This window comes from Ferruginibacter sp. (assembly GCF_028288465.1).
In the GTDB taxonomy this organism is placed as follows: Bacteria; Bacteroidota; Bacteroidia; order Chitinophagales; family Chitinophagaceae; genus Ferruginibacter.
In genome coordinates, this window is sequence record NZ_JAQBNR010000061.1 from 56,126 (window position 1) to 79,171 (window position 23,046).

Genomic DNA, 23,046 nt, shown 5'->3' on the forward strand with positions numbered 1-23,046 from the left:
CTAATTGCCTGATTTTCTAACAAGCCGTCCCACATAAGCTATTGCCTATTTTGCCTTAATAAATTCCTTAGGCAATTTATACAATTCTTCCTGCGGGAGTGATTTAAAATACTCGTAAGTAATCTTTAATCCTTCGGCACGATTTACAGTAGGCTGCCAGCCGAGAATTTCTTTTGCCTTTGTAATATCCGGTTGACGTTGTTTAGGGTCGTCTGTAGGCAAGGGCTTATAGATAATTTTTTGTGATGTCCCTGTTAGCTTTATAATTTCTTCCGCAAAATCTTTTAAAGAAATTTCATCCGGATTGCCAATGTTAACAGGTTGCTCATGATCGCTCATTAACAGCCGGTAAATGCCTTCCACCAGGTCAGCCACAAAACAAAAACTCCTTGTCTGACTGCCATCGCCGAACACCGTTAAATCTTCCCCTCTCAATGCCTGCCCGATAAATGCTGGTAATGCACGTCCGTCATTGAGGCGCATTCGTGGTCCATATGTATTGAATATTCTTACAATCCTTGTTTCCAGGTGGTGAAAAGTATGGTAGGCCATGGTAATAGCTTCCTGGAATCGTTTGGCTTCATCATATACACCCCGTGGTCCTATGGGATTTACATTGCCCCAATATTCTTCCGTTTGGGGATGAACCAAAGGATCACCATACACTTCGCTGGTACTCGCTACCAACATTCTTGCTCCTTTTGAAAGGGCAAGTCCGAGGCAGTTGTGGGTACCAAGTGAACTAACTTTTAAAGTCTGGATAGGTATTTTTAAATAATCAATCGGGCTGGCTGGTGAAGCAAAATGAAGTATGTAATCGAGTGGGCCGGAAACATGTATAAATTTAGAAACATCATGATGATAAAACTCAAATTCTTTTAACTTAAAAAGATGCTCGATGTTTTTTATATCACCGGTGATCAGGTTATCCATTCCGATAACATCGAACCCTTCTTTTATAAACCGGTCACACAAATGTGATCCTAAAAAGCCAGCAGCTCCCGTTATCAATACCCTTTTGTTTGCCATATTACTCGTTTAAAGTCTGATTTTTTATATTTATGTTGGATATCTTATTTGTAAATATCTGTTGGTGATCTCTTCTTAACTTGAAAAATCTTATACAGATGAAAGCTGCTTCTATACAGCCATAGTAATTCAGAAATCATCCATTTAGCTATTCTGAACAATTGCTTTTCTACCAATACTTACATAGTGATACCCCAGGTCTTCCATCTGTTTTAAATCAAACAAATTACGTCCGTCAAAAATAGCTTTGTTCTTTAACAGGGATGTTATCTTTTTAAAATCCGGTGTTCTGAACTCACTCCATTCTGTTGCAATTACCAATGCATCAGCATCTTTCAGCGCATCGTACTGGCTTTCTACAAAAGTAATCTTATCCCCTACCAGCTGCTTCACATTGTTCATAGCTTCGGGATCAAAGGTAGCCACTGTGGCACCGGCCTCTAAAAACGCATCAATTAAATATAAGGCTGGTGCCTCTCTGATGTCATCTGTATTAGGCTTAAACGCCAGCCCCCACAATGCAATTTTTTTACCTTTCAGGTCATTATTAAAGTAAGATTTTATTTTTGGCACCAGGTGAAGTTTTTGCTTTTCATTCACTTCCATTACTGCATCTAGTATTTTAAAACTATAATCAACTTCAATAGACGATTTTGCCAGCGCCTGCACATCTTTAGGAAAGCAACTACCTCCATAACCAATGCCCGGAAATAAAAAGCGTCGGCCAATGCGTTCGTCACTGCCAATTCCTTTCCGGACCATGTCTACGTCAGCGCCCAACAGTTCACACAACTGTGCAATTTCATTCATGAAAGTGATTTTGGTTGCTAAAAAAGAGTTGGCAGCATACTTTGTTAACTCAGCACTTTTTTCATCCATAAAAATTACCGGGTTGCCCTGGCGTACAAAGGGTGCATATAAGTCATTCAATACCTTTTTTGCCTTATCTGAAGAAGTTCCAATCACCACCCTGTCCGGCTTCATAAAATCATCTACCGCAACACCTTCTCTTAAAAATTCAGGATTGCTCACAATATCAAATGTTCCTTCAATGCCTCCATTGTCAAGCAATGCCTTTTCTACCTTTGCGGCAGTACCCACAGGCACAGTACTTTTATCAATAATTATTTTATAATCTCCTGCTTTTATAAGGGCGCCCAAATCTTTTGCAACACCTAATATATATTTTAAATCCGCACTTCCATCTTCTCCGGGAGGTGTTGGTAATGCAAGAAAAATAACCTGGGCATCTTTTATCCCATCTGCAAGAGATGTTGTAAACTGCAACCTTCCTTCACGCTGGTTTCTTAAAAATATTTTTTCCAGCCCGGGCTCGTAAATTGTGATTTTTCCTGAAGACAATTTGTCTACTTTGGTCTTGTCAATATCCACACACACTACTTCGTTACCTGTTTCTGCAAAACAGGTTCCGGTTACAAGGCCAACATAGCCTGTTCCTACAACTGCTATCTTCATAATTAATGTTTAGTTTATATAGTTTAAGATTTTAGATGCAATAAATGTTTGCTGTTCTTCATCCAGCTCGGTATGAATTGGTAACGAAATCACTCTTTCAGTTAACCAGTCCGTAGTTGCAAGCTGGTAATTTTTTCCGCCAAAGGCGTCAAACATTTTCTGTTTATGACAGGGCACGGGGTAATATATCATCGAGGGAATTCCATTTTCAGCCAGGTACTTATTTAATCCATCCCGGTCAACGTTGTTTAGCGTTAATGTGTACTGATGAAAAACATGTTTACAATACGAAGCCCGGAACGGAGTAGTTATTTGCTTATAACCTGCAAAAGCGTTGTCATAAAAATCAGCTGCCTTTGTCCGCGCCGCGATGTATTCATCCAGGTGCTGTAATTTAATGTCAAGAATAGCAGCCTGTATCGCATCTAATCTTGAATTGCAGCCCACCATTTCATGATAATATCTTTTGCTTTGCCCATGTGCTGCAATCATTTTTAATTTTCCTGCTAACGCATCGTCATTGGTAAATATTGCCCCCCCATCGCCGAATGCACCCAGGTTTTTCGACGGATAAAAAGAGGTACATCCAATATGTCCGATGCTGCCGGTTTTTACTATCTGCCCATCACCAAATGTATAATCACAGCCTATTGCCTGGGCATTGTCTTCGATAACAAAAAGGTTATGTTTTTTTGCAATCGCCATAATCTGCTCCATCTCAGCCGCATGCCCATACAAATGCACAGGAATAATGGCTTTTGTTTTAGGGGTAATGGCCTTTTCAAGCGCTTCCACATCCATACAAAAAGTCCGTTTATCTACTTCTGTAAAAACAGGTTGCAGGTGCAGCAATGCGGCCGCTTCTACCGTAGCTATGTAGGTAAACGAGGGTGTAATTACTTCATCGCCGGGGTTAAGCCCTAATGCCATCATGGAAATCTGCAAAGCGTCGGTACCATTGGCGCAGGGAATAACATGCCTTACGCCGTTGTATGCAGCCAGGTTTGCCGCAAAATCATTTACCACTTTCCCCCCGATAAACTGACTGCTTTCCATCACACTCAACACAGCCGCATCCACTTCTGGTTTTATTTTCAGGTACTGTGTTTTTGTATCAACCATCTGCAGAGGCCTCATATATAATTTTTTCGTTGGCAAAGATAGGGATTCAGGGGGCAGTTTCAAATTTGATCCTATAGTAATAGCAACTGATTGTATTTGAATTTTTGCTGTTAGCTTTGTCGTAAAACGACCAATTGGGCACCTTTCTTTATAGCATTTTCCTCTCGCTTTATATCGCGGGTCTTAAAATTTTATCACCATGGAATGCTAAGGCAGGACTGTGGGTTTCGGGCAGAAAAAAATTTCCGGGAATCACGTTTCCGCGTGATAATAACACAAAAACGGTATGGATGCATTGTGCCAGCCTGGGGGAATTTGAACAAGGCAGACCCGTAATCGAATTGTTAAAAAAACAAAACCCGTCATTAAGAGTGGTGCTTACTTTTTTTTCGCCCAGTGGCTACGAAGTCCAAAAAAATTACACCGGAGCAGATGCTGTTTTTTATTTACCCATCGATAGTAAAGCCAATGCTGACAAAATGATTTCTATCATTCAGCCCTCGCTGGTTTTATGGGTGAAATATGAGTATTGGTTTTTCTATTTGCAGGCTTTTAAGGAACATAATATTCCGGTTGTATTGGTATCCGGCATCTTCAGAAACAGGCAGCCATTTTTTAAATGGTATGGTGGGATGTGGAAAAAAATTCTGCCGAGTTTTACGCATTTTTTTGTTCAGGATGAAGCATCAAAGGAATTACTTACCAAAGCGGGATTTGCTGAAAATGTAACCGTAAGTGGCGATACCAGGTTTGACCGTGTGATCGAAATTGCAGCACAGTTTACACAGGTTCCAATGATACAAAGTTTTTGTGGCGAAAATAAAGTTATCGTAGCAGGCAGCACCTGGGAGGAGGATGAAGCTGAATTAATTCATTATGTAAAGGCCAATCCGCAGATAAAATTTATCCTGGCGCCGCATGAAATTGATGCGGATAACTTAGAAGACGTTCAAAAACAATTCAGCGGAGCAATACTTTATTCACAGTTGAAAGATGCCCCCGGTGTTACAACAAATGTTTTGATCATCGATAATGTAGGCATGCTTTCCCGCCTGTATTACTATGCTGATATAACCTATGTTGGTGGCGGATTTGGAGGCGACGGCGTACACAATGTGCTGGAAGCAGCAGTATTTGGAAAGCCTGTAATTTATGGGCCTGAGTTTGAAAAATTTATTGAGGCCATTGAGCTTACTAATTGTGGCGGAGGCATCAGCATTAACAGTGCCCTGGAACTGGAAGCTGAACTAAATAAATTGTGGGAAAACAAAACATTATTAGAGACAACCGGTAAAGCAGCAAAAACTTATGTGTATTCCAATGCCGGCGCATCAAAAAAAATAGCAGATTTTATTCAAGCAAATCGTCTCCTGATCAGTTGATCAAACTGCTGCACAATCCGGTTATCTTCCGACCAGCCTATCTTGATTTTTAACTCCCGCTTTATCCAGTATTCTGCTTCAGGCCAGATGGTAAAACTGTTAATTGTTTTTATACTACGTTCGTACATTGCTTCATCTCCACGAAATAGTTCACTGATAAATAAAAAGCGGTCGTTAACACCAATTGCTTTTTTAAGGTCCTTCACGGGGCCATCACTTAGTTTAGAACTCAGCTCTTTAAAAGATTCTCTCAAGGTATCGTTCAAAGATATTTTTTCAGTGGCTACAGCTTCGTTGATTTCTTTTTTTGGGGCAGCAACCGGTTGGTGAATGAATGTTGGAATTTCATCAATCGGCTGGTACTGAACAGTTGGTTTATTGGTAGCGCTGATATGTTGCATAACAGACGCATTGCGTTTTATCTCTTCAAGCTCCGCTTCCATAGCGGCTTCATCTACCTGCAGCACTTCTACTATTTTTTCTTGCTGAACATCTGATGATGCTGATCTTGGTTGTGGATTTTGCATTGGCATGGATACTGTTACCAGTTTGCTGGTTTGCGCCGGTTGCATTCCCTGCACACGCATTAATTCATGGCGCATCATTTCTACTGTGAGCAATATTTTTTCCGGAGGAAATTTTTGAGTTACTTGTTGTTGCAGCTGCTGCAAAAGTGTTTCCACTCTTTCCATAAATACCATTATTTGTTAATAAGCAATTACAAAGAAATTTAGTTTTGACTAATGCCTTAAAAGGGCAATCTTTGCAAACATTCAAAATAAAGTTACAAACTCAATCTCTAAAAAATATATAAATGTTTATTGAGCCAAATTTAAAAGGCGGGCGGGGTTCTATTGAAGTGATTTGTGGAAGCATGTTTAGCGGAAAAACTGAAGAACTCATCCGGCGTTTAAAGAGGGTAAAAATAGCCAACCTCACTTACGAAATTTTTAAACCGGCCATAGATGTACGCTACGACCAGGTAAATATTGTAAGTCATGATACCAATTTTATTCAGAGTACACCGGTTGAAAGCTCACAAACAATTTTGCTGCTCGCAGGTGAGGTTGATGTGGTAGGCATTGATGAAGCACAATTTTTTGATGCGGAAATTGGTAACGTGTGCGAACAGCTGGCACTGCGGGGTATAAGGGTAATAATTGCCGGGCTGGATATGGATTATACGGGCAAACCATTTGGCCAAATGCCCAACCTGTTAGCTATTGCAGATTATATAACCAAACTGCACGCCATCTGTGTAAAGTGCGGTAATATCGCTAATATCAGTTACCGTAAAACTGCCGCGGCTGGACAGGTGGTACTAGGTGAAAAAGACATATATGAACCCCGTTGCAGGATATGTGCCCTGCTGAAAGAGTAACCTCCATTTCAATATTGAGGCGAGGTTCTTTATACTAAAAATAATAAATTCCTAACACGCAGTTTGAAAACCTGATTTATAAATAAGCGCTACATTTTAATGAAAACAATTTTTGCTTTATTAAAAAAAGACTTACTGCTGGAGCTAAGGCAGCAGCATAGCTTTTATGGCATATTGTTATATGTAGCGTCTACTATATTTGTATTATACCTGTCCCTCAGTAACCCGGAGCCGGATGTATGGAATGCGCTGTTTTGGGTGATACAATTGTTTGTTTGTGTAAATGCCGTGGCCAAAAGTTTTTTACAGGAAAGCCGTGGCCGCATGCTTTATTTTTATTCTATTTCTGGCGCCAGGGAATTTATCATAGCCAAATTAATTTACAATATCATTTTAATGCTGCTGATGAGCATGATGAGCCTTGGGCTTTTCTTCCTGCTGTTAAAAAATCCACTTGATAAACCCCTTGTTTTTTTAGGTATTGTATGTCTGGGTAGCATTAGTTTAAGCCTCGTGTTTACATTACTTGCAGCCATTGCTGCCAAGGCGCAACAAAATGCAGCCCTGATGGCCATCCTGGGTTTCCCTTTAATTGTGCCCCAGTTATTACTGGTAATCCGTTTGTCCAAAGCAGCTTTTGGCGAACAGTTCCGGACAGGAGCAGTTTTAAATTTAACCGGCCTTATTGTGGGGCTGGATATTATGGTGCTTATATTGTCCATTATTTTATTTCCATTTCTGTGGAAAGACTAAGCATTGAGCTCCCCTCTCTATACCCGTTATAGTTTTAAAAATTATCAGCCAATAAAGGCAGCTTTCCCCTAAATTTGCCTTCTTATTATTTAAAAATGCGTAAAAGCTGGTGGAAGATATTAGCGGTAGTATTATTGATTTACACTTTTACCGCTGGATTTTTAATACATATACCCCATATCGGTAATTTAAAGGAAACTGCCCGTAATCTTTTTTTTCATGTTCCCATGTGGTTTGGTCAAATTACCCTGCTCAGTATTTCCCTGGTATACTCCATTTTATATTTACGTACGCCTGACTTAAAGTATGATATTTTTGCAGTATGCTTCGCTAAAACCGGTATTTTAATGGGCATATTAGGATTGGTTACCGGCTCCATTTGGGCCACTTACACCTGGGGATCGCCCTGGAGCAACGACCCCAAACAAATTGGTGTTGCCATTGCCCTGCTCATTTATTTTGCCTACCTGGTGCTGAGAAATGCAGTACCGGATATTGACAAACGGGCTAAAGTAAGTGCGGTCTACAACATCTTTGCCTACTTTATTTACATTCCCTTAATAATGATTTTACCGAGAATGGTGGAGTCTTTACATCCCGGCGGCAAGGGTGTTGAAGGCAACCCCGGTTTAAACGGCGCAGATCTTGATGCCAATATGCAACTGGTATTTCTGCCGGCAGTAATTGGCTGGACTTTACTGGGCGCCTGGATCAGCACTTTAAATATCAGGCTTGAATTAATCAGAGATAAAAATTTACTCAATGCGGAATAAAATTTATTACCTGTTGCTTAGCGTACCAGCACTTTTGTTTAGTTCAAATCTGTTTGCCCAAATGAGTGACAATGAGCAAACAGGGATGCGTAGTAATGGAAAAATTTATGTAGTGCTTGCTGTTTGCTTAACCATACTGGCCGGGCTGCTTTTATACGTTGTAAGTATAGACAGGAAGATAGGCAAAATTGAAAAAGAAAACGGGTAGCAACTGCCTGCCCCCATTATTGTGTTTACTGATTTTAAGCCTTCATAAATTAGTCCACATCCTTTGTAATAAATTTAATACAACAGAGTTATTTATAATACAGTTTCGAGCTGATTACTTATGTATCAGATTAAAAAATACTTTCAAACAGTAAGCTGGTTGTGAAATCTTTTTACAATCAACCCCAAGCACCACACAGGAAAACTTCAATAGCTGCCTGCCAGTTGCTATGATTTATTTACGATTGCATCATTTAAACAAAAATTATGTCAGCACAAACAACGTACAGTTTTTTCGAAAGCGTAGAAAAAAGCTTTGATAAAGCAGCCTTATTTACCAAGTGGGATAATGGCATTTTAGAACAGATTAAAGCCTGTAACAGTGTGTACAGGATGAATTTCCCCATCAAACGCGATGACGGCAGTATTGAAGTGGTAGAAGCCTACCGCGTACAGCATAGCCAGCATAAATCTCCTTGCAAAGGCGGTATCCGCTTTAGCCATGCCGTAAACCAGGATGAGGTAATGGCGCTGGCCGCATTGATGACGTATAAATGCGCCATTGTTAACGTGCCCTTCGGCGGTGCAAAAGGTGGTATAAAAATCAGTCCGCGAAATTACAGCGTATACGAACTGGAAAAGATTACCCGGCGGTACACTTCTGAGCTGGTAAAGAAAAACTTTATCGGTCCTGGTATAGATGTGCCGGCGCCTGACTATGGTACGGGAGAAAGAGAAATGTCATGGATTGTTGATACCTATCAATCACTCAAACCCGGCGAAATAGATGCCGCTGGTTGCGTAACCGGTAAACCTATTACACAAGGTGGAGTTCGCGGTCGTAAAGAAGCAACCGGACTGGGCGTTTTTTATGGAGTGAGGGAAGTATGCAATATGCCTGATGTAATGAAAAGGTTGGGACTAACGGTGGGTGTTGCCGGAAAAAAAGTAGTAGTACAGGGGCTTGGAAATGTAGGCTATCATTCTGCTAAATTTTTCAGGGAAAATGGTGCCATCATAATTGCCATTGCGGAACATGACGGAGCTGTATATAATGCAAATGGAATAAATGAAGAAGACCTGTTGCAGTTTAGAATCAAAACTGGTTCTGTTGTTAATTTCCCCGGCGCAACTATGCTGGCCCAAACTTCGGATGCGTTGGAACTGGAATGTGATATCCTGATTCCCGCGGCACTGGAAAATGTAATTAACGGAGATAACGCCCCCAGGATAAAAGCAAAAATTATAGGTGAAGCGGCCAATGGTCCCTGCACGCCTGAAGCAGATGAAGTATTTATAGAAAAAGGGATTTTATGCGTACCGGATATGTATCTGAATGCAGGTGGTGTAACGGTAAGTTATTTTGAGTGGTTGAAAAACCTGAGCCACGTACGCTATGGCCGCCTGGAAAAGCGTTTTACAGAAAATTTAAATGCCCGGATACTGGCGCAGATTGAAGAGTTAAAAGGCGAACCGGTTGTTGACAGAGAAAGACAGATTATTATGCATGGCGCTGAAGAAATAGACCTTGTACACAGCGGCCTGGAAGAAACCATGATCAATGCCACAAGGGAGATTATGGATATCTGGCACAGCAACCCAGGCATACCCGACATGCGCACAGCCGCCTACGTTAGCGCCATCAATAAAGTGGCCATTACTTATACAGAACTAGGCATTTTCCCATAACAACAGATTATACTTAAAAAAAAATCCCTTCCTGTAGTAGAGGGGATTTTTTTTATTCAGCAATTAAAAATCAACCTTCATACAGGCTTAACCGCTTGTTTAATTCTGCAATTTGCCGCTGCATATCATTCATGCGCTGCAACAGGTAGGTAATGGTTTCTATGCCTTCCAGGTTGATATCCATCTCGTGATATAACCTTACCATTTTTTCCAGTTGCGGCAATTCATTCTCCTCTACAAATAATCTTTCTTCCTGTACAACTACGGTTATTAAACCTGATTGCTGCAAAGATTCAATAAATGATAATTCTATATTATGATAAATACAAAATTCAGTGGCTGCTATCAATTGTGAGGTTGGCATACGATGATTATTTAAGCTTGGATAATTCAGTGAACAATTCCTTCTGCTTTTCTGTAAGATTGGTGGGCAATTTTATATCGTAGGTAACATACAAATCACCAAACTCACCTTCTTTTTTATACACAGGAAAACCTTTTCCCTTTAGCCGGATCTTGGTGCCATACTGGGTTTCAGGATTCACTTTTAATTTCACCTTTCCTTTCAGTGTATCAATAGTGGTTTCGCCTCCGAGCATCGCTGTATACAAATCAATTTCCGCGTGTGTATACAAGTCGTTACCCATTCGCTTAAAGCCGTGGTGCGGCGCAATTACAAACGTAATAAACAAATCACCTGCGGGACCGCCGTTTACTCCCGGGGCGCCATGTCCTTTTAATTTAATTACCTGCCCGTTTTCTACACCGGCCGGAATGGTGATGCGAATATTTTTTCCATTTACCGTCAGGGTTTGCTGGTGTGTTTCCATGGCTTCTGTTAAGCCAAGATGTAATTCGGCATTGTAATCCTGCCCCCTGAATTTTGTTTGCCTGCTGCGGCCCGATCCTCCAAACATAGATTCAAAAAAACTTGAAAAATCTCCTTCTTCGCCGCCGCCAAACTGGCTGCCGCCGGAAGAAAATGGTGATTGCCGTTGCGAGTGGCGTTGTTGTTCAAACTGGTCCGCATGCTGCCAGTCTTTTCCGTACTGATCGTATTTTTTTCTTTTCTCAGGATCACTCAGCACTTCATTGGCTTCATTCACCTGTTGAAATTTTTTGTGGGCATCCTTATCGTTGGGATTCAGATCAGGATGTAATTTTCTCGCCAGTTTACGATACGCCTTTTTAATGTCATCTTCCGTTGCCTTTTTATCAACGCCCAGAATGCTATAATAATCTACAAATTCCATAACCTTGTTTTTACGCTTACTACAAAGGTAATACCCAATAATTTTGTTTTCGTTTTTTTATAAAGTGTAAACCTTCTTACCTGTGTTACGCTTGTTATTGCTAAACAATTAAGGCGGCAGGATGTTTATTTAACTTTAACAAACAATATTGGTCTATTCTAAATAAGCCAATTTGCAAAATCATCTGCAAACAAAATGGATATCTCTTAATTGTAATTAAATTTGCAGACCAAAAAGTAATCAACATGAAAAGAATTGTAGTAGTTTTTTTATCCGTTTGCTGTGTAAATGCATTTGCACAGGCTCCGTCTGGAAAAATTGTTGTCAAGAAAGGACAGCATTATATTGTGGAATCCAGCTCTGACGGAAGTGTAAACCAGGAAATGATGGGCCAGAGCATGGAAATGAAAATTGGCAGTGCCACTAAATTAAGTGCCGACATAAAAGATGTAAAAAGCAATGGCTATGTGATTACACAAAAGCTAACTTACCTTAAATCTACTTTCAGTGGTATGGGACAGGAAAAAACTTTTGACAGTGACAAAAAAGAAGATATGGATGGAGAAGCCGGCGCCCTCTACAAAGACAAATTAAATGTGCCAAAAGATGTTGAAATAACCAATGAAGGAAAAACAATAGCATCAGCCGACACAACAAAAAAAGATAGCACTGCTGATGCTAATCCCATGGCTGCTGTTATGGAAATGATGGGCGGCGGCCAGGATAATATTACCGGCATCTTGTTTTTGGTAATTCCTTCAGGCAAGAAATCAGGTGAAAGCTGGAAAGATAGTACAGCGGGTGAAGGGATGAAACTGGTAAGGACTTACACCCTGAACTCTGTTGCCAATAAAGTAGCTGCGGTTACAGTTAACAGTGTGCTGGATATAAATAAAACCATGCAGATGCAGGGTATGGATATGAATGCAGTTATGACAAGTAAAATTGTATCTGCCGTTACAGTAGATATGGCAAGCAATGTGCAGAAAGAAAATAAGAGTACCATGGACCTGACCGGAACAATTGATGTAATGGGTCAGTCTGTGCCAATTACCGCAAAGGCAACTTCGGTTAGCCTTGTAAAAATGCAGTAAAATAATAACTACAACAAGCCTTAACCGTTGCTTTACCGGCAACGGTTTTTTTATAACTTGACTCTGGCAGCCCCGGTTATTGCCAAATTATCTTTTTGCTGAATCAATAAAACAACACTGAATTTATCTTTCTCAAAAGAGGACGGTAAGGCTAAAGTGCAGGTTCCCGCTGGTTTTGCCGGCATTGATTGCATACTTCTGACTACATTATAGCTTGTAAGCATTGCGCCATTATTTTCCCCGGCTTTAATTTTAGTATTGGCTTTAGTTTGCACTAACAAGGCCAATACATCAGCCTTGCTGACGTTACCGGTTATATTATACCCGATAACAATTGCATCCTTTTTAATTTCCGTGCTATTGAAAACAACCGTTGTGGAAGGGTTGTGACCAAGCGCCATTTTTATCGCAGCTTCAACTTTCTTTACTTCGCTGCCCACCATTTCTGTGACACCATTTATTACCAGTTGAGGAGTATAAACAGAACCATTTACAATCTGGCTGGCATAGATACGTTGCCGTTGCGAAAATGCGGCATCGCTGAAAGAATCTTTCCAGCCGAGCCGGTTCCAGTAATCGACATGAAAAGAAAGCGGAATGATGTTCGGATTGTTTTGTGCCGCGTATTTGCCGAGTAACTCATCTGCGGGAGGACAGCTGCTGCAACCCTGTGATGTAAATAATTCCATTATTGCAAAACCATGAACAGTGTCCGTCGTAGCGCCCTTTTCAGGAGATTTTTTAGCAGAACAGCAACTCAGGCTGCCGGCAATAAATGCCATTATAACTACGGATCCAAATACTAATTTTTTCATACTCTTTTTTTTAAGTACGCAGTAATTACCCGCTAGGTTGCGGAAAATCTTTTATTAACATTCTGTTTGTACAGGTAATGATAACCGGCAGCGCCAACAAAACTGATTAATGCTATTGCGCACCATAAAGTAAAAAAACCTGTCAGCTGCACTATCTGTGTTCCGCTGCTGCTGCCTATTACTTGAGCCAGGCTCCAGGCCATGGTATACAAGGCCGCATATTGCCCACGATTGCCTTCGCTGCTGCGACCAATATAATAGCTGTTCATAAAAGGCATCGCCGTCATTTCCGACAAAGTGATAAAAAACATAAACACCAGCGCAACAATGAAGCCATGTGCAAAGGGGATATTCAACAATAAAAAGGAGAAAGCCATGATCAATGTTCCGTACGACATCAGTACAAGGTAAGGCTTTCTGCCCTCCAGTTTAAAAACGATTACCATTTCAACAAGTGCTATCAGCAGCCCGTTCATTGCCATCACAACGCCGATCAAAAATTCATTCAGCTGCAGGCCTTCTTTAAAATACAAAGGCACAGTTGTAAAGAGTTGAAAAAAGCAAACAGCAAACAACACCTGCAGGCATAAAAATAACAGGAATGGTTTATCCTGGTAGGGAGATACCGCGGGTGTACCAACCACCTTTTTTTCTTTTGATTGCTGCAACTGCTTTTGCTGCACCAGGGTAATTCTTGGCAGAATAGCCAGTAATAAAAATGCGGCAATGATATTGGTTGCACCATCTACCCAAAACAATAAGTGGTAGTTGATGGACGCCAGCAAACCACCCAATGCGCTGCCAATTCCCCAGCCAATATTAATGGCCAGTCTTATGAGTGAAAATGACTGGGTCCGGCTCTCGGGCGCACTGTAAAAAGCGATGGCGGTTGCATTGGCAGGTCTGAAGGCTTCGTTGACCATACTTAAAAAAAATGTACAGATACAAATGGCCGCATAAGACTGCATCAGCCCCAGCACAATAAATAATATACCACCGCAAAGCAGGGATAAAAATTGCGTGTAATAAAATCCGAACCGATCACTGATTTTACCGCCTGCAAAAGCGCCCACTAAAGAGCCAATTCCATAGATCGCCACTACCCATCCGCCCTGCTGCATGGTGTAGCCGATGTGATGGCAATACAGGGTCATAAAGGCCAGCACCATTGTTCCGCTGCGGTTGATCAGCATTACCAGCGCCAGCAGCCACATTTTGCGGGCAATGCCAGCGTAGGCGTTTTTGTATAAATTGATGGTGGTGTTAAGCATTTAGTATTAGTAATAAAGATATTTTTTTGCTTCCGGATAAATTGTCCGGTCATGTATTTGATGAATAGGTTAAAGCAAAAGCCAAAGCAGCTTCGCATATTACAGTTCGCAAACGCAGTAAATTACCGGGCAAATTTCATTGGTTTATTCGCCGGTATCATTTGAAATAATACTGAACAAATCTTTGAAAGCCTGTGGTGGAACTGTTAGTTTGCGGTGCACCGTATCCATCCAGGCACCGTCAAGCGTTATAACGGCACTCAGGGTGTTTTCGTTTTTCCATATTTCATGCACCATTGTCCAGCGGGAGAAATCGTCATTTGACTTTGCCAGTTTAAGATTGATTTTAACCTGATCGCCGAATTTTATTTCTTTTCTAAACACACATTCTTCCCTGAAAATAACCGGACCAATATGTGCATTACTCAACACTTGAGGCGTAATGCCATTTTCATTCATAAACGAAACGCGGCTGTAAGCTCCAAAATCATAATAGGCCGAATGACGTAAATGAAAGTTGGGATCCAGGTCACTCCACCGTATTTCTACCTGCTTAAAATAATCACTCATAATTTTTTCTTTGGATAACAAATGTAAATTAAAATAAGGCAGCGTCATTACCCTCCAAAGGAGAGTTCTTAGAACTTACGAATATGTGGTGCTTCCCCTGATTGGAAAAGTCTTACAACCTCTGACTGATGTACCAGCCAATCTAAAAATAAATTAAAAGGCACTCTGAAAATTCAGGGCTCCTGTATGCCCGCGAAATCGGGTCATTTTCTTATGAAGAAAAATATCGCCGATGAATGTTCCAGGAACCCTCCGTTGGAGGCTCCCTGTTATAGGTTTAATAATTTGTCTTTGGGATATTTAACACTGTAGCTTATGCGTACCTTTTTGCTTTCCCCGGCAGCCAATTGCAGTTTCCAGTTTAGTACTCCTGTTTCGGTATTCACTGCAGCACCATCGCTTTCAACCAATTCTACCTCTATCTCTTTATTTTGAGATAACGGGTATTGATCTTTCAGCAAAATATTAATGGCTTCTTTTTTATTATTTTTCACTGTAGTCTCATAGGTAAATATTTGCTTTTTATTGGCACCTAAAAATTTAGCGCTGCTGTAATTCATCAACTTTTCTCTTTTCACCACAACCCGTTTATCCCGGCCCATGGTAAGGTTCAGCGTATCCTGTGTAGAAGAAGGATCAATAAAGGACTTGCCGATGTAGGTGCCTTCAAAAATAATATTGGCTTCACCCGGCAAAAGATTCAGCTTTTCCCAGTCAGCAATTTGCGCCAGTAAAAAAACTTCCTTATCCAGTTTGGGGACTGCATAAAACTGGTATGTTGCGGGCACTTCATATTCTTTTAAAACCGCTGTTTGTGCCTTGCCGTTGGTGGGTACATCGTACGGCAAATCGATATCGAAAATTACATTTAATTCTTTATCAGATATGGTGATGTAATCATCCAGACCATCTTTTAAAGTGATAATAACTGCACCTGCACTGGCTCTTGAACCATAAATAGCCGCAGCTGCAGCATCCTTTAATACCTGTCTGCTCTTAATAGCGCCGGGGCGTATTTTCTTGAATTCTCCAGCTGACATTTCTGCGCCGTTTACAATGTAGACCGGTTGGGCTTCTTCTTTTCGCTTTTCTGAATCTTCATATGCGGAAGTTGAACCGTAACCAACAACAACCACCTCATTCAAGCCTGCTGCTTTACCGGCTAAACCTGATATGGTATTTTCCATGGCAAGCGTATTATTATAGAAGTTTACAGGATTAATATAACTTAAAAACCAGGTTTTAAATAATGGAGCATTGCCTGTTTGGGTGGGTGTTGAAGTAGACAAACTCAACTTCACTTGTTTCCAATCGATACCCGTTGTTTGAAATATTTTAGCCCGGTAAACTATTTTTAGCGGAGAAGCAATATTTGCTGCACGAAGATCGTAAAATGGCGTCCAGTAAGCATTTTGCGTTACGTACGAAATATTAAAATCATATTTTCCGGCAATGGCACAGCTCAATTGCAAAATCAATTTACCGGCAGATTTGGTATTTCTATTTTGCTCTTCGGCGATTTGTTCGTTCAGCTTTTTTAATTGTTTATCCTGCTTTACCTGCTGTTGATTTAAGGCTGCCAGTTCATTCTGCAATTCACCCGATTTTGTTTTGTAATACTCCATCAGTTTCATCAGTTCGGCCACACTTAATCCTGTTTGTGTTCCTTTAATTTCTTTATTGGCCTTTAAAACACTGATCAAATCATTTACAATATTAATGGAAGACCTGGTTTTATCCAGTTGGCGGCTGATCTTATCAACCGAATCCTCCAGCAGCCGGACAGTAGGACTTTTCACTTCTTCTTTTAAATAATCGGTGCTAAACTCAATGCCCATCACCGTTACATTGCCATCGCAATTTACCTGTATACTGTTAGGGTCAAGCGCATTGCTGATATTTTCAATTACCAGTTCGTTGTTGCCGCCCGCCAGCTGGGCTTTTGCCTGGTGGGTAAGTTCTGCACCAGTGCGGTATACGGTTACTGCATTGAGTGCGGCTTTAACGGTATTGCCACCACCATCTTTTGCTGTTGCAAAATGAATGCATACAAGAGCAATTAATACAAGACTTATCTTTTTCATGCTGATCTGTTTTTGAACAGATGCTGTCTTCAATTGAAATACATAAACATGAATTTTAAAAATTTGTGCATAGACAATTTTATTTAACCGAGCACCTCATCCTCGTGTAAACAATTGACAAAAAAAATCCTTCCCCAAAAATGGAGAAGGATTGTACATGCTTATGATATCTTTTTAATTCTGCTGCTCCGCATCTTTTTTCTTCGCAATTTCTTCCAGCAGTTTTAAACCCAGCAAACCACTGATCGGACCGTTGGCGCCATCACTTCCCCCGCCAATTAAAATGTCAGGCATAATTTTTATGTTTTGTGCACCGATGGCTTCCATCACTTTTAACTGCGTAAAATTATTGCCGCCCATCGCTTCCACTGAAAGCTTGTAAGACTCTGCATTCGATTTACCAATGGCAAGAATTCTTTCAGCTTCAGCATTACCGGTGAGGCTGATTTGTTCTGCGTTTGCTTTTGCCAGCAATTCAATTTGTTCGGCATTTGCTTTTGCCAATACACGGATTTTTTCCGCATCACCATTTGCCAGCAACCTTAACCTGTCCGCTTCTGCGGTAGATTGTAAACGAACGCTGTTTGCTTCACCTGTCGCTTTTTTAACGGAGGCATCTGCAATACGCTCGGCAATCAACACGCCCTGGTCGGCTTTTACAATTTCTTTTTGTATGTCGGCAATCGCTGTTTCTTTTTCCAGCGTTTGTCGTGTTTCCTGCGCCTTCATTTCTGTTTCGTAGGTTACTTTTTGTTCTTCCGCTATTTTACGATCGGTTAATGTCTTCATTAAACTTTCGGGAGGAACGATATCACCTATCAGTGTGTCCACACCGTTTACGTTGTATTGATCCAGCACTTTACCAATGTGCATCCTGGCGGATTCCTGGCGTTCCTTACGGGTTCCTAAGAACGCAATTACATCACTGTCCTGTGCACTGTTACGAAAGTAGTTACCAATGGTTGGTTCCAACACCTGGCTCACCAGGTTGTTCATGTTACCGAAACGTGCAATTACCTTGGGCGCCTCTGTTGTAGGTATGTGTATAATTTGCGACACGTCCAGGTTAAAAGGGAAACCATCTTTACTGCGGACTGTAATGGTAGATAAATGTTTATCCAGCTGATGACTTTCACTTCTTGCATTGGCCCAGTTTAAGACCAGGTTGGTAGTGGGCACCAGTTCAACTTTCATAATAAAAGGATTGATGGGATATTTTCCGGGTCCCAAAGGTTCTGCCCAAACACCTTTGCTTCCTTTGGCCACGATGTTGCCGTGCTTGAATTCTATACCGCTTAGGTCAACACCATCTCCTCCCACATAACTGATCACCACGCCTACATGTCCAATGGCTATTTCCGTCATGCTCACCATTTCAACTTTTGTAAACCAGGGATTTAAAAAATAAGTACCGGCCAGTATCACCTGCTCCTGCAAGCCTTTATAACCGCCATTGTTCATAAAAATATCAACGTCCTGGAATTTATTATGGCCTTCAATGATCTTTCCCGCAATCTGTCCTTCTTCCAGCGGTTTACCTTCCTGTGTTGTAACAACGCCCACAGCATTGTCAGGAATACTGGTCATGTCCGTCATTTCAACACTGAACAAAAAAGTGTTGATACGGTAGGAACCGGGCGCTATAATGGCTGTCTGCCTTCCTTTGCGGCCACCGTTTTTTAAAAAGGCTACTGCGTCCTGGTAGCTGTCGCAGTTTACCTTGCGGCCCAAAATGCTGCCTGTTTCCAGTTCGGCACCGTCCTTAGCCAGTATTAAACCAAGCTGACCTGTTGGAATGATAATGAATGGCTGAAAAGTAATATCGTACTGCCATATCCATTTGCCGAAATACATACCGGGTGGTAATGTTTGCGCCTGGAAACCTGCTTCACCATCAGTGGCTACGATGCGACCTTCAGGTAATTGTTGTTTGCCAAACAGTACAAATTTTTTGGTTACGAGACCAATCCTGTCTTCAGGCACAATGACAACGCCTGCAAATACACGTAGAATAAATTTGTATAAAATCAATACAAGTAGAGGGATACCAATGATCAATCCCCATTTGATGAGTTCATGCGCTTCCATGTTAATGTTGGTTTAGGTTTTAGTGAAATATTAGTGGTAAGGAACAGATTGCAGATGATTAGGCAAGGCAATGAGTTTTGATTACTAAAGCTATTCAATTCGCTTAAAATGACGGTTTATTTTTTGCCAGGCATGTGTGCTGCTATAAAGCTTCATTGGCGTCGCACGCTTTTACAATAGTTCATTATTGTACAATAATTTGTAAGCGCCTGCATTGAAGAAAAAGCCGCAATGGTTAAACCGTCAAAAAAAAACGTGAAGAGCAATTGTTTGGTAGCCTCTTGCCTTAAGCATTTGCTTTAAGCTTTATGCCTTGTATCCGGGCGGAGGTGTGTTGAAGTTGTTAAGAATAAAATCTTTTAAGAAGTAGATTACCTTATCAGAATCGGGTTTCATTGTTTAGTTATTACGGATGTAAAGATTGTACAAACTATACATAGGTAAAAGCGGAACAGGGACGAGCGGTAACTTTGTTTACACAACAGCATCATTTATTGTAGCGCCGCTTTTATGACCGGTACCAATGCCTGTGCCCAAACAGTATATTCAGCGCCGGAAGGGTGCAGCCCATCAGCTGCAATAAGTGATGGATCATTTGCAGCCAGCCTTGTAAAGCCGGTAACATTCAGGTATTGAACGCCAGCCTGCTGGGCGATACTTCTGTTCACTGCATTAAATTCATCTATTTCTTTTGCGATGAGCGCAGTATCACTATGGCTTGCAAAAGGCGTAACGCTATAATCAGGAATGGACAATACGATTACCCTGTTTTTACGATTGCCTGCGTATTGTATGGCCCGGTTTAGCAGTAGTAAAAATTCCCTTCCATACTCATCTTTAGGCCGGTTTTGGTATTGGTTATTCACACCAATCAACAAGGTCACGATATCATACACAGGCTTCGGTGGATCTGTTTCAGCAAGAAAACCCAGTAAATTTCCTGTAGTCCAGCCTGATACAGCGATTATATCAGGTTGTGTACATTCTATTTTTTCCTGATTTAGCAATTTTGCCGTTTGAATGGGGAAACGGTCGGCGGCGTTAACAGATTGACCGATAGTATATGAATCGCCCAGTGCAAGAAATGAAACCTGCGAGGAATCATTTACTACTACGGGTACGGTGGCAACGAGGGTATCCGGTTTTACTTCGCCTTTCCATTGTTGCATGTGCTGCGGTTTGGTACACGATAAGAGTGCATATAAAATCCAGCAATATAGCAGCCCCGATTTATACATACGCAAATTAACGGATTTAAACCCTAAAAGGTTCGCCGTGAGCACAAAAAAAAGCCTCTTTGCAGAGGCTTTTGAATCATTTTTACGTGTTTATTTATACAGAATCTTATAATACTCATCTGCCATGCGGTTACTGTCAAATTGCACTTGTACGTCATTCATGCCATTCTTTACAATGTCTCTCCAGGTATCTTTCTGATCGTAGTACAAAGGAAGAATCTGATTTTCAAGTATATCGTACAATTGGTTCAGATCATATTCGTCCTGCTCCTGCACATGAATATTTTCATAATCAATCGGGGGCACCACGAAACCATTGTTGCCGTTGTGAATAAATTCGCAAATCCAGCCGTCGTTGGTACTAAAATTTACCGCCCCGTTCATAGCAGCCGTCATGCCGCTTGTACCGCTGGCTTCCCTCGGCACCCTGGGGTTGTTTAGCCAAACATCTGCCGCCTGTTTTAACCTTTTACTTAAAGCCAATTCATAACCCACACAAACAGCCACATTTTTATATTGCTTGCTTAAATGTACCAGGTGGTTAAAATCGTTTATGGCAGGATAATCCAGCGGGTATGGTTTACCAGCCCAGATAATCTGCACCGGATGCTTGGTATTTTTTAATAAAGCTTCAAATCGTTTATGATCACGTGTTAATAATTCGGCTCTTTTGTAACCTGCAAAGCGGCGGGCCCAAACAATAGTCAGTACATCCGGGTCCATTAGCTTTCCCGTTTGATCTGCCACAATATCCATGGCTCTTTTTTTCAAAAACCGTTTACGGTCGTCAAACCAAACATCATTGCCTTCCGATTTGGCTTTATACATTTGTTTGTCTGCCCAGTAAGTCCAGTTTTGTGCATTGGTTATAGCCTTAATTTCGCAAATACCTTCATACTTACCCCACATTTTACGACTTACTTCGCCATGCAGCTGTGATACACCATTGGCAAGTTTCGCAAATCGCAATGCAGCGAGTGAATGATTAAACTGGTCGTCTTTAATGCCGGTTAGCCTTCGTACTTCTTCTAAAGGCATGCCGCAGAAATAACTCATTTTCTGGCAAAGAAATATATCATGCTTTTCATTGCCCGCTTCTTCAGGCGTATGGGTTGTAAATACAAGTCGCTTGCGCACATCTTCCAAATTGCCAAATTTTCTATACAGGTAAAAAGCGGCACTGATCGCATGGGCTTCATTTAAATGATACAGTTCAGGACTGAAATTGATTTCATCCATCAGCTTGGCACCCCCAACACCCAGTAAGATAAACTGGGCTACCTTGGTGGCCACATTGCCGTCATACAAACGATGGGTAATGGTTTGGCTAACATAATCATTCTCTGGCAAGTCGGTGCTCAATAAAAACATTGGCGCACTCTTAAATGTCTCCGGATTCAGGTACCATACTTTTACCCAAACCGGGTGATCGTGAATGTTAATCTGAAACTTGATGCCGGTATCTTCTAAAAAATTGTAGATCTTTTCATTCCATTGCACCTGCAATGTCTGGTCAGCATTACGGGCCTGGTCGTAGTAGCCATATTTCCATAAAATACCTATGCCGACTAAATTCTGTTTTAATTCATATGCACTGCGCATATGAGAGCCGGATAAAAACCCAAGGCCGCCGCTGTAAATTTTTAAGGGCTGATGCACTGCAAACTCCATGGAAAAGTAAGCGATTCTTTTGCTGTAATTGTCGTCGACTGGATAAGGGACTTTGTAATTATTAAAACTCATAATAACAGGTAAAATTTTTAGGACCGCAAGATAATTGGATATTTCCAGAAAAACGCCCGTTGCGAAACAAATATTGTGTACAAAATACATATATCCGCTGCCTTAAAAATAAAACTACAGCGGCGTAAAAAACAGTCTAAACGATACTTTTATAATGTTAGAATTGCATGGAACGGCTACCCCTGTTATGTTTCATGCTACTGGAAACGTTTGCAGTCAATCGCCGTCGATACCAGTACGAATACTCAGTCGAGACCACCACAGCATGCCGTGGATAACTTAACCGGCAGAACGTTTTGAAATGAAAAGAGGAAACAGTCATATCAACTCAATGACCCGCGATTAAAATGTAGCCATGTTTTACGTAAAACAAAATCAACTTTTGTGTCGTGCATGTGGCACCGGTAGCCACGGTTATGGAATTATGGCAGTTACTTCAATTTCTATCAGCAGATCACTATTGATCAATGCTTTTACTTCCACCATCGTTGCCACTGGTTTTATAGCGGCAAAAAATTCTCCGTGCGCTCTACCTATCAATTCCCAGTCATTTATATTGGTTACAAACATCCGGGTACGCACTACATCGTTTAATGAACTGCCAAGATCCTGCAAAGCTTGGTCTATCTTTTGAAAAATAAATATTGTTTGCGCATATACATCGCCTTCGCCAACGAGTGTATCGCCGTCCATGGCAGTTGTACCTGCTACCTCGATTATATTACCAACTTTAACTGCCCTTGAATAACCAACAATGTCTTCCCAGGGCGAACCTGAACCAATTTGTTTCCGCATATTTTAAAAATTGAATTACAAGATACAAAACCGGGTAATCCCGCCGAATTTAAAATTGTTGGAAATGCCATTCATTTTTTTTAGATTTGCCTAAATTTAAATTTAGCCTCTATGAATTTTTCTGTTTCAGAAGAAAACTATATCAAAAGCATTTATCACCTGCAGCAGCAAACGGCTACTGTAACCACCAATTCGCTGGCCAATGAATTGCGTACCAAACCGGCTTCCGTTACGGACATGCTGAAGAAGCTGCAAACCAAACAACTGGTGGAATACGAAAAAT

22 protein-coding genes are annotated in these 23,046 nt (G+C 41.1%); 8 read left to right on the forward strand and 14 right to left on the reverse strand.

From position 1 onward, the window contains the following. Positions 1-45: 45 nt before the first annotated feature. The 3 genes from JWR61_RS23700 to JWR61_RS23710 all read right to left on the reverse strand — a co-directional run bounded on the left by JWR61_RS23700 (position 46) and on the right by JWR61_RS23710 (position 3,642). Entirely contained in the window at positions 46-1,029 is a 984-nt protein-coding gene (locus tag JWR61_RS23700) for a UDP-glucuronic acid decarboxylase family protein (RefSeq protein WP_301930181.1), read from the reverse strand. Between the two features lie 144 nt (positions 1,030-1,173). Continuing rightward, positions 1,174-2,505, reverse strand: a complete 1,332-nt coding sequence (locus tag JWR61_RS23705; RefSeq protein WP_290340173.1) for a UDP-glucose/GDP-mannose dehydrogenase family protein — start codon at positions 2,503-2,505, stop codon at positions 1,174-1,176. Between the two features lie 9 nt (positions 2,506-2,514). Further along, complete coding sequence (locus JWR61_RS23710; protein ID WP_301930182.1) at positions 2,515-3,642, reverse strand: DegT/DnrJ/EryC1/StrS aminotransferase family protein; 1,128 nt, start codon at positions 3,640-3,642, stop codon at positions 2,515-2,517. A gap of 119 nt (positions 3,643-3,761) precedes the next feature. Here JWR61_RS23710 and JWR61_RS23715 point away from each other — a divergent pair, with 119 nt between their 5' ends. Further along, positions 3,762-5,009 carry a 3-deoxy-D-manno-octulosonic acid transferase gene (locus tag JWR61_RS23715; RefSeq protein ID WP_301930183.1) on the forward strand — a complete coding sequence of 416 codons (1,248 nt, stop codon included), beginning with the start codon at positions 3,762-3,764 and terminating at the stop codon, positions 5,007-5,009. Here the strand turns inward: JWR61_RS23715 and JWR61_RS23720 are convergent. Beyond that, entirely contained in the window at positions 4,982-5,701 is a 720-nt protein-coding gene (locus JWR61_RS23720) for a hypothetical protein (RefSeq protein ID WP_301930184.1), read from the reverse strand. The two genes, JWR61_RS23715 and JWR61_RS23720, sit on opposite strands and share 28 nt — an antisense overlap. A 122-nt stretch (positions 5,702-5,823) precedes the next feature. Here JWR61_RS23720 and JWR61_RS23725 point away from each other — a divergent pair, with 122 nt between their 5' ends. The 5 genes from JWR61_RS23725 to JWR61_RS23745 all read left to right on the forward strand — a co-directional run bounded on the left by JWR61_RS23725 (position 5,824) and on the right by JWR61_RS23745 (position 9,812). Next, the gene (locus JWR61_RS23725; protein ID WP_301930185.1) at positions 5,824-6,390 is read left to right on the forward strand and encodes a thymidine kinase; all 567 of its coding nucleotides are present in this window, start codon (positions 5,824-5,826) and stop codon (positions 6,388-6,390) included. A gap of 99 nt (positions 6,391-6,489) precedes the next feature. Next, entirely contained in the window at positions 6,490-7,143 is a 654-nt protein-coding gene (locus JWR61_RS23730) for a heme exporter protein CcmB (RefSeq protein WP_290340178.1), read from the forward strand. Between the two features lie 95 nt (positions 7,144-7,238). Then, positions 7,239-7,916: a cytochrome c biogenesis protein CcsA gene (gene ccsA, locus JWR61_RS23735; protein WP_301930186.1), complete on the forward strand. Its 678-nt coding sequence runs from the start codon at positions 7,239-7,241 to the stop codon at positions 7,914-7,916. Further along, complete coding sequence (locus JWR61_RS23740; protein ID WP_301930187.1) at positions 7,906-8,124, forward strand: CcmD family protein; 219 nt, start codon at positions 7,906-7,908, stop codon at positions 8,122-8,124. Before ccsA ends, JWR61_RS23740 begins: the two co-directional genes overlap by 11 nt. A gap of 266 nt (positions 8,125-8,390) precedes the next feature. Next, positions 8,391-9,812 (forward strand): Glu/Leu/Phe/Val dehydrogenase, encoded by a 1,422-nt coding sequence (locus JWR61_RS23745; RefSeq protein WP_301930188.1) that lies wholly within the window; start codon positions 8,391-8,393, stop codon positions 9,810-9,812. A 70-nt stretch (positions 9,813-9,882) separates the two neighbouring features. Here JWR61_RS23745 and JWR61_RS23750 read toward each other — a convergent pair whose 3' ends face one another. Together JWR61_RS23750 and JWR61_RS23755 are read right to left on the reverse strand one after the other, a co-directional pair. Continuing rightward, positions 9,883-10,176, reverse strand: a complete 294-nt coding sequence (locus tag JWR61_RS23750) for a chaperone modulator CbpM (RefSeq protein ID WP_301930189.1) — start codon at positions 10,174-10,176, stop codon at positions 9,883-9,885. A 7-nt stretch (positions 10,177-10,183) separates the two neighbouring features. Further along, on the reverse strand, positions 10,184-11,065 hold the full coding sequence (locus JWR61_RS23755; RefSeq protein ID WP_301930190.1) for a J domain-containing protein: 882 nt from the start codon (positions 11,063-11,065) through the stop codon (positions 10,184-10,186). Positions 11,066-11,310: 245 nt separating this feature from the next. Here JWR61_RS23755 and JWR61_RS23760 point away from each other — a divergent pair, with 245 nt between their 5' ends. Beyond that, the gene (locus JWR61_RS23760; RefSeq protein WP_290340184.1) at positions 11,311-12,159 is read left to right on the forward strand and encodes a DUF6263 family protein; all 849 of its coding nucleotides are present in this window, start codon (positions 11,311-11,313) and stop codon (positions 12,157-12,159) included. Between the two features lie 50 nt (positions 12,160-12,209). Here JWR61_RS23760 and JWR61_RS23765 read toward each other — a convergent pair whose 3' ends face one another. The 8 genes from JWR61_RS23765 to JWR61_RS23800 form a co-directional block, all read right to left on the reverse strand. Next, entirely contained in the window at positions 12,210-12,974 is a 765-nt protein-coding gene (locus JWR61_RS23765) for a thioredoxin family protein (protein WP_301930191.1), read from the reverse strand. A 32-nt stretch (positions 12,975-13,006) separates the two neighbouring features. Beyond that, positions 13,007-14,245 (reverse strand): MFS transporter, encoded by a 1,239-nt coding sequence (locus JWR61_RS23770; RefSeq protein ID WP_301930192.1) that lies wholly within the window; start codon positions 14,243-14,245, stop codon positions 13,007-13,009. Positions 14,246-14,389: 144 nt separating this feature from the next. Continuing rightward, complete coding sequence (locus JWR61_RS23775; RefSeq protein ID WP_301930193.1) at positions 14,390-14,815, reverse strand: thioesterase family protein; 426 nt, start codon at positions 14,813-14,815, stop codon at positions 14,390-14,392. 269 nt (positions 14,816-15,084) lie between these two features. After that, the gene (locus JWR61_RS23780) at positions 15,085-16,899 is read right to left on the reverse strand and encodes a DUF4139 domain-containing protein (RefSeq protein ID WP_301930194.1); all 1,815 of its coding nucleotides are present in this window, start codon (positions 16,897-16,899) and stop codon (positions 15,085-15,087) included. A 174-nt stretch (positions 16,900-17,073) separates the two neighbouring features. Then, on the reverse strand, positions 17,074-18,987 hold the full coding sequence (locus JWR61_RS23785) for an SPFH domain-containing protein (RefSeq protein WP_301930195.1): 1,914 nt from the start codon (positions 18,985-18,987) through the stop codon (positions 17,074-17,076). A 491-nt stretch (positions 18,988-19,478) separates the two neighbouring features. Further along, positions 19,479-20,156, reverse strand: coding sequence for an SGNH/GDSL hydrolase family protein (locus JWR61_RS23790; protein WP_301930196.1), 678 nt, complete (start codon positions 20,154-20,156; stop codon positions 19,479-19,481). A gap of 159 nt (positions 20,157-20,315) precedes the next feature. Beyond that, on the reverse strand, positions 20,316-21,968 hold the full coding sequence (gene glgP, locus JWR61_RS23795) for an alpha-glucan family phosphorylase (RefSeq protein ID WP_301930197.1): 1,653 nt from the start codon (positions 21,966-21,968) through the stop codon (positions 20,316-20,318). 414 nt (positions 21,969-22,382) lie between these two features. Beyond that, positions 22,383-22,763: a RidA family protein gene (locus tag JWR61_RS23800; RefSeq protein WP_301930198.1), complete on the reverse strand. Its 381-nt coding sequence runs from the start codon at positions 22,761-22,763 to the stop codon at positions 22,383-22,385. 111 nt (positions 22,764-22,874) lie between these two features. Here JWR61_RS23800 and JWR61_RS23805 point away from each other — a divergent pair. Then, the coding region (locus tag JWR61_RS23805) for a metal-dependent transcriptional regulator (RefSeq protein ID WP_367881818.1) at positions 22,875-23,046 on the forward strand (172 nt) is incomplete at its 3' end.

What these genes read in the sequence shown, in the direction of transcription:
- ccsA (WP_301930186.1), top strand. Translation starts at nt 7,239, where the DNA reads ATGCGTAAAAGCTGGTGGAAGATATTAGCGGTAGTATTATTGATTTAC.
- JWR61_RS23725 (WP_301930185.1), top strand. Translation starts at nt 5,824, where the DNA reads ATGTTTATTGAGCCAAATTTAAAAGGCGGGCGGGGTTCTATTGAAGTG.
- JWR61_RS23780 (WP_301930194.1), bottom strand. Translation starts at nt 16,899, where the DNA reads ATGAAAAAGATAAGTCTTGTATTAATTGCTCTTGTATGCATTCATTTT.
- JWR61_RS23775 (WP_301930193.1), bottom strand. Translation starts at nt 14,815, where the DNA reads ATGAGTGATTATTTTAAGCAGGTAGAAATACGGTGGAGTGACCTGGAT.
- JWR61_RS23710 (WP_301930182.1), bottom strand. Translation starts at nt 3,642, where the DNA reads ATGAGGCCTCTGCAGATGGTTGATACAAAAACACAGTACCTGAAAATA.
- JWR61_RS23760 (WP_290340184.1), top strand. Translation starts at nt 11,311, where the DNA reads ATGAAAAGAATTGTAGTAGTTTTTTTATCCGTTTGCTGTGTAAATGCA.
- JWR61_RS23700 (WP_301930181.1), bottom strand. Translation starts at nt 1,029, where the DNA reads ATGGCAAACAAAAGGGTATTGATAACGGGAGCTGCTGGCTTTTTAGGA.
- JWR61_RS23720 (WP_301930184.1), bottom strand. Translation starts at nt 5,701, where the DNA reads ATGGAAAGAGTGGAAACACTTTTGCAGCAGCTGCAACAACAAGTAACT.
- JWR61_RS23705 (WP_290340173.1), bottom strand. Translation starts at nt 2,505, where the DNA reads ATGAAGATAGCAGTTGTAGGAACAGGCTATGTTGGCCTTGTAACCGGA.
- JWR61_RS23750 (WP_301930189.1), bottom strand. Translation starts at nt 10,176, where the DNA reads ATGCCAACCTCACAATTGATAGCAGCCACTGAATTTTGTATTTATCAT.
- JWR61_RS23745 (WP_301930188.1), top strand. Translation starts at nt 8,391, where the DNA reads ATGTCAGCACAAACAACGTACAGTTTTTTCGAAAGCGTAGAAAAAAGC.
- JWR61_RS23785 (WP_301930195.1), bottom strand. Translation starts at nt 18,987, where the DNA reads ATGGAAGCGCATGAACTCATCAAATGGGGATTGATCATTGGTATCCCT.
- JWR61_RS23765 (WP_301930191.1), bottom strand. Translation starts at nt 12,974, where the DNA reads ATGAAAAAATTAGTATTTGGATCCGTAGTTATAATGGCATTTATTGCC.
- glgP (WP_301930197.1), bottom strand. Translation starts at nt 21,968, where the DNA reads ATGAGTTTTAATAATTACAAAGTCCCTTATCCAGTCGACGACAATTAC.
- JWR61_RS23800 (WP_301930198.1), bottom strand. Translation starts at nt 22,763, where the DNA reads ATGCGGAAACAAATTGGTTCAGGTTCGCCCTGGGAAGACATTGTTGGT.
- JWR61_RS23740 (WP_301930187.1), top strand. Translation starts at nt 7,906, where the DNA reads ATGCGGAATAAAATTTATTACCTGTTGCTTAGCGTACCAGCACTTTTG.
- JWR61_RS23770 (WP_301930192.1), bottom strand. Translation starts at nt 14,245, where the DNA reads ATGCTTAACACCACCATCAATTTATACAAAAACGCCTACGCTGGCATT.
- JWR61_RS23730 (WP_290340178.1), top strand. Translation starts at nt 6,490, where the DNA reads ATGAAAACAATTTTTGCTTTATTAAAAAAAGACTTACTGCTGGAGCTA.
- JWR61_RS23755 (WP_301930190.1), bottom strand. Translation starts at nt 11,065, where the DNA reads ATGGAATTTGTAGATTATTATAGCATTCTGGGCGTTGATAAAAAGGCA.
- JWR61_RS23790 (WP_301930196.1), bottom strand. Translation starts at nt 20,156, where the DNA reads ATGCAACAATGGAAAGGCGAAGTAAAACCGGATACCCTCGTTGCCACC.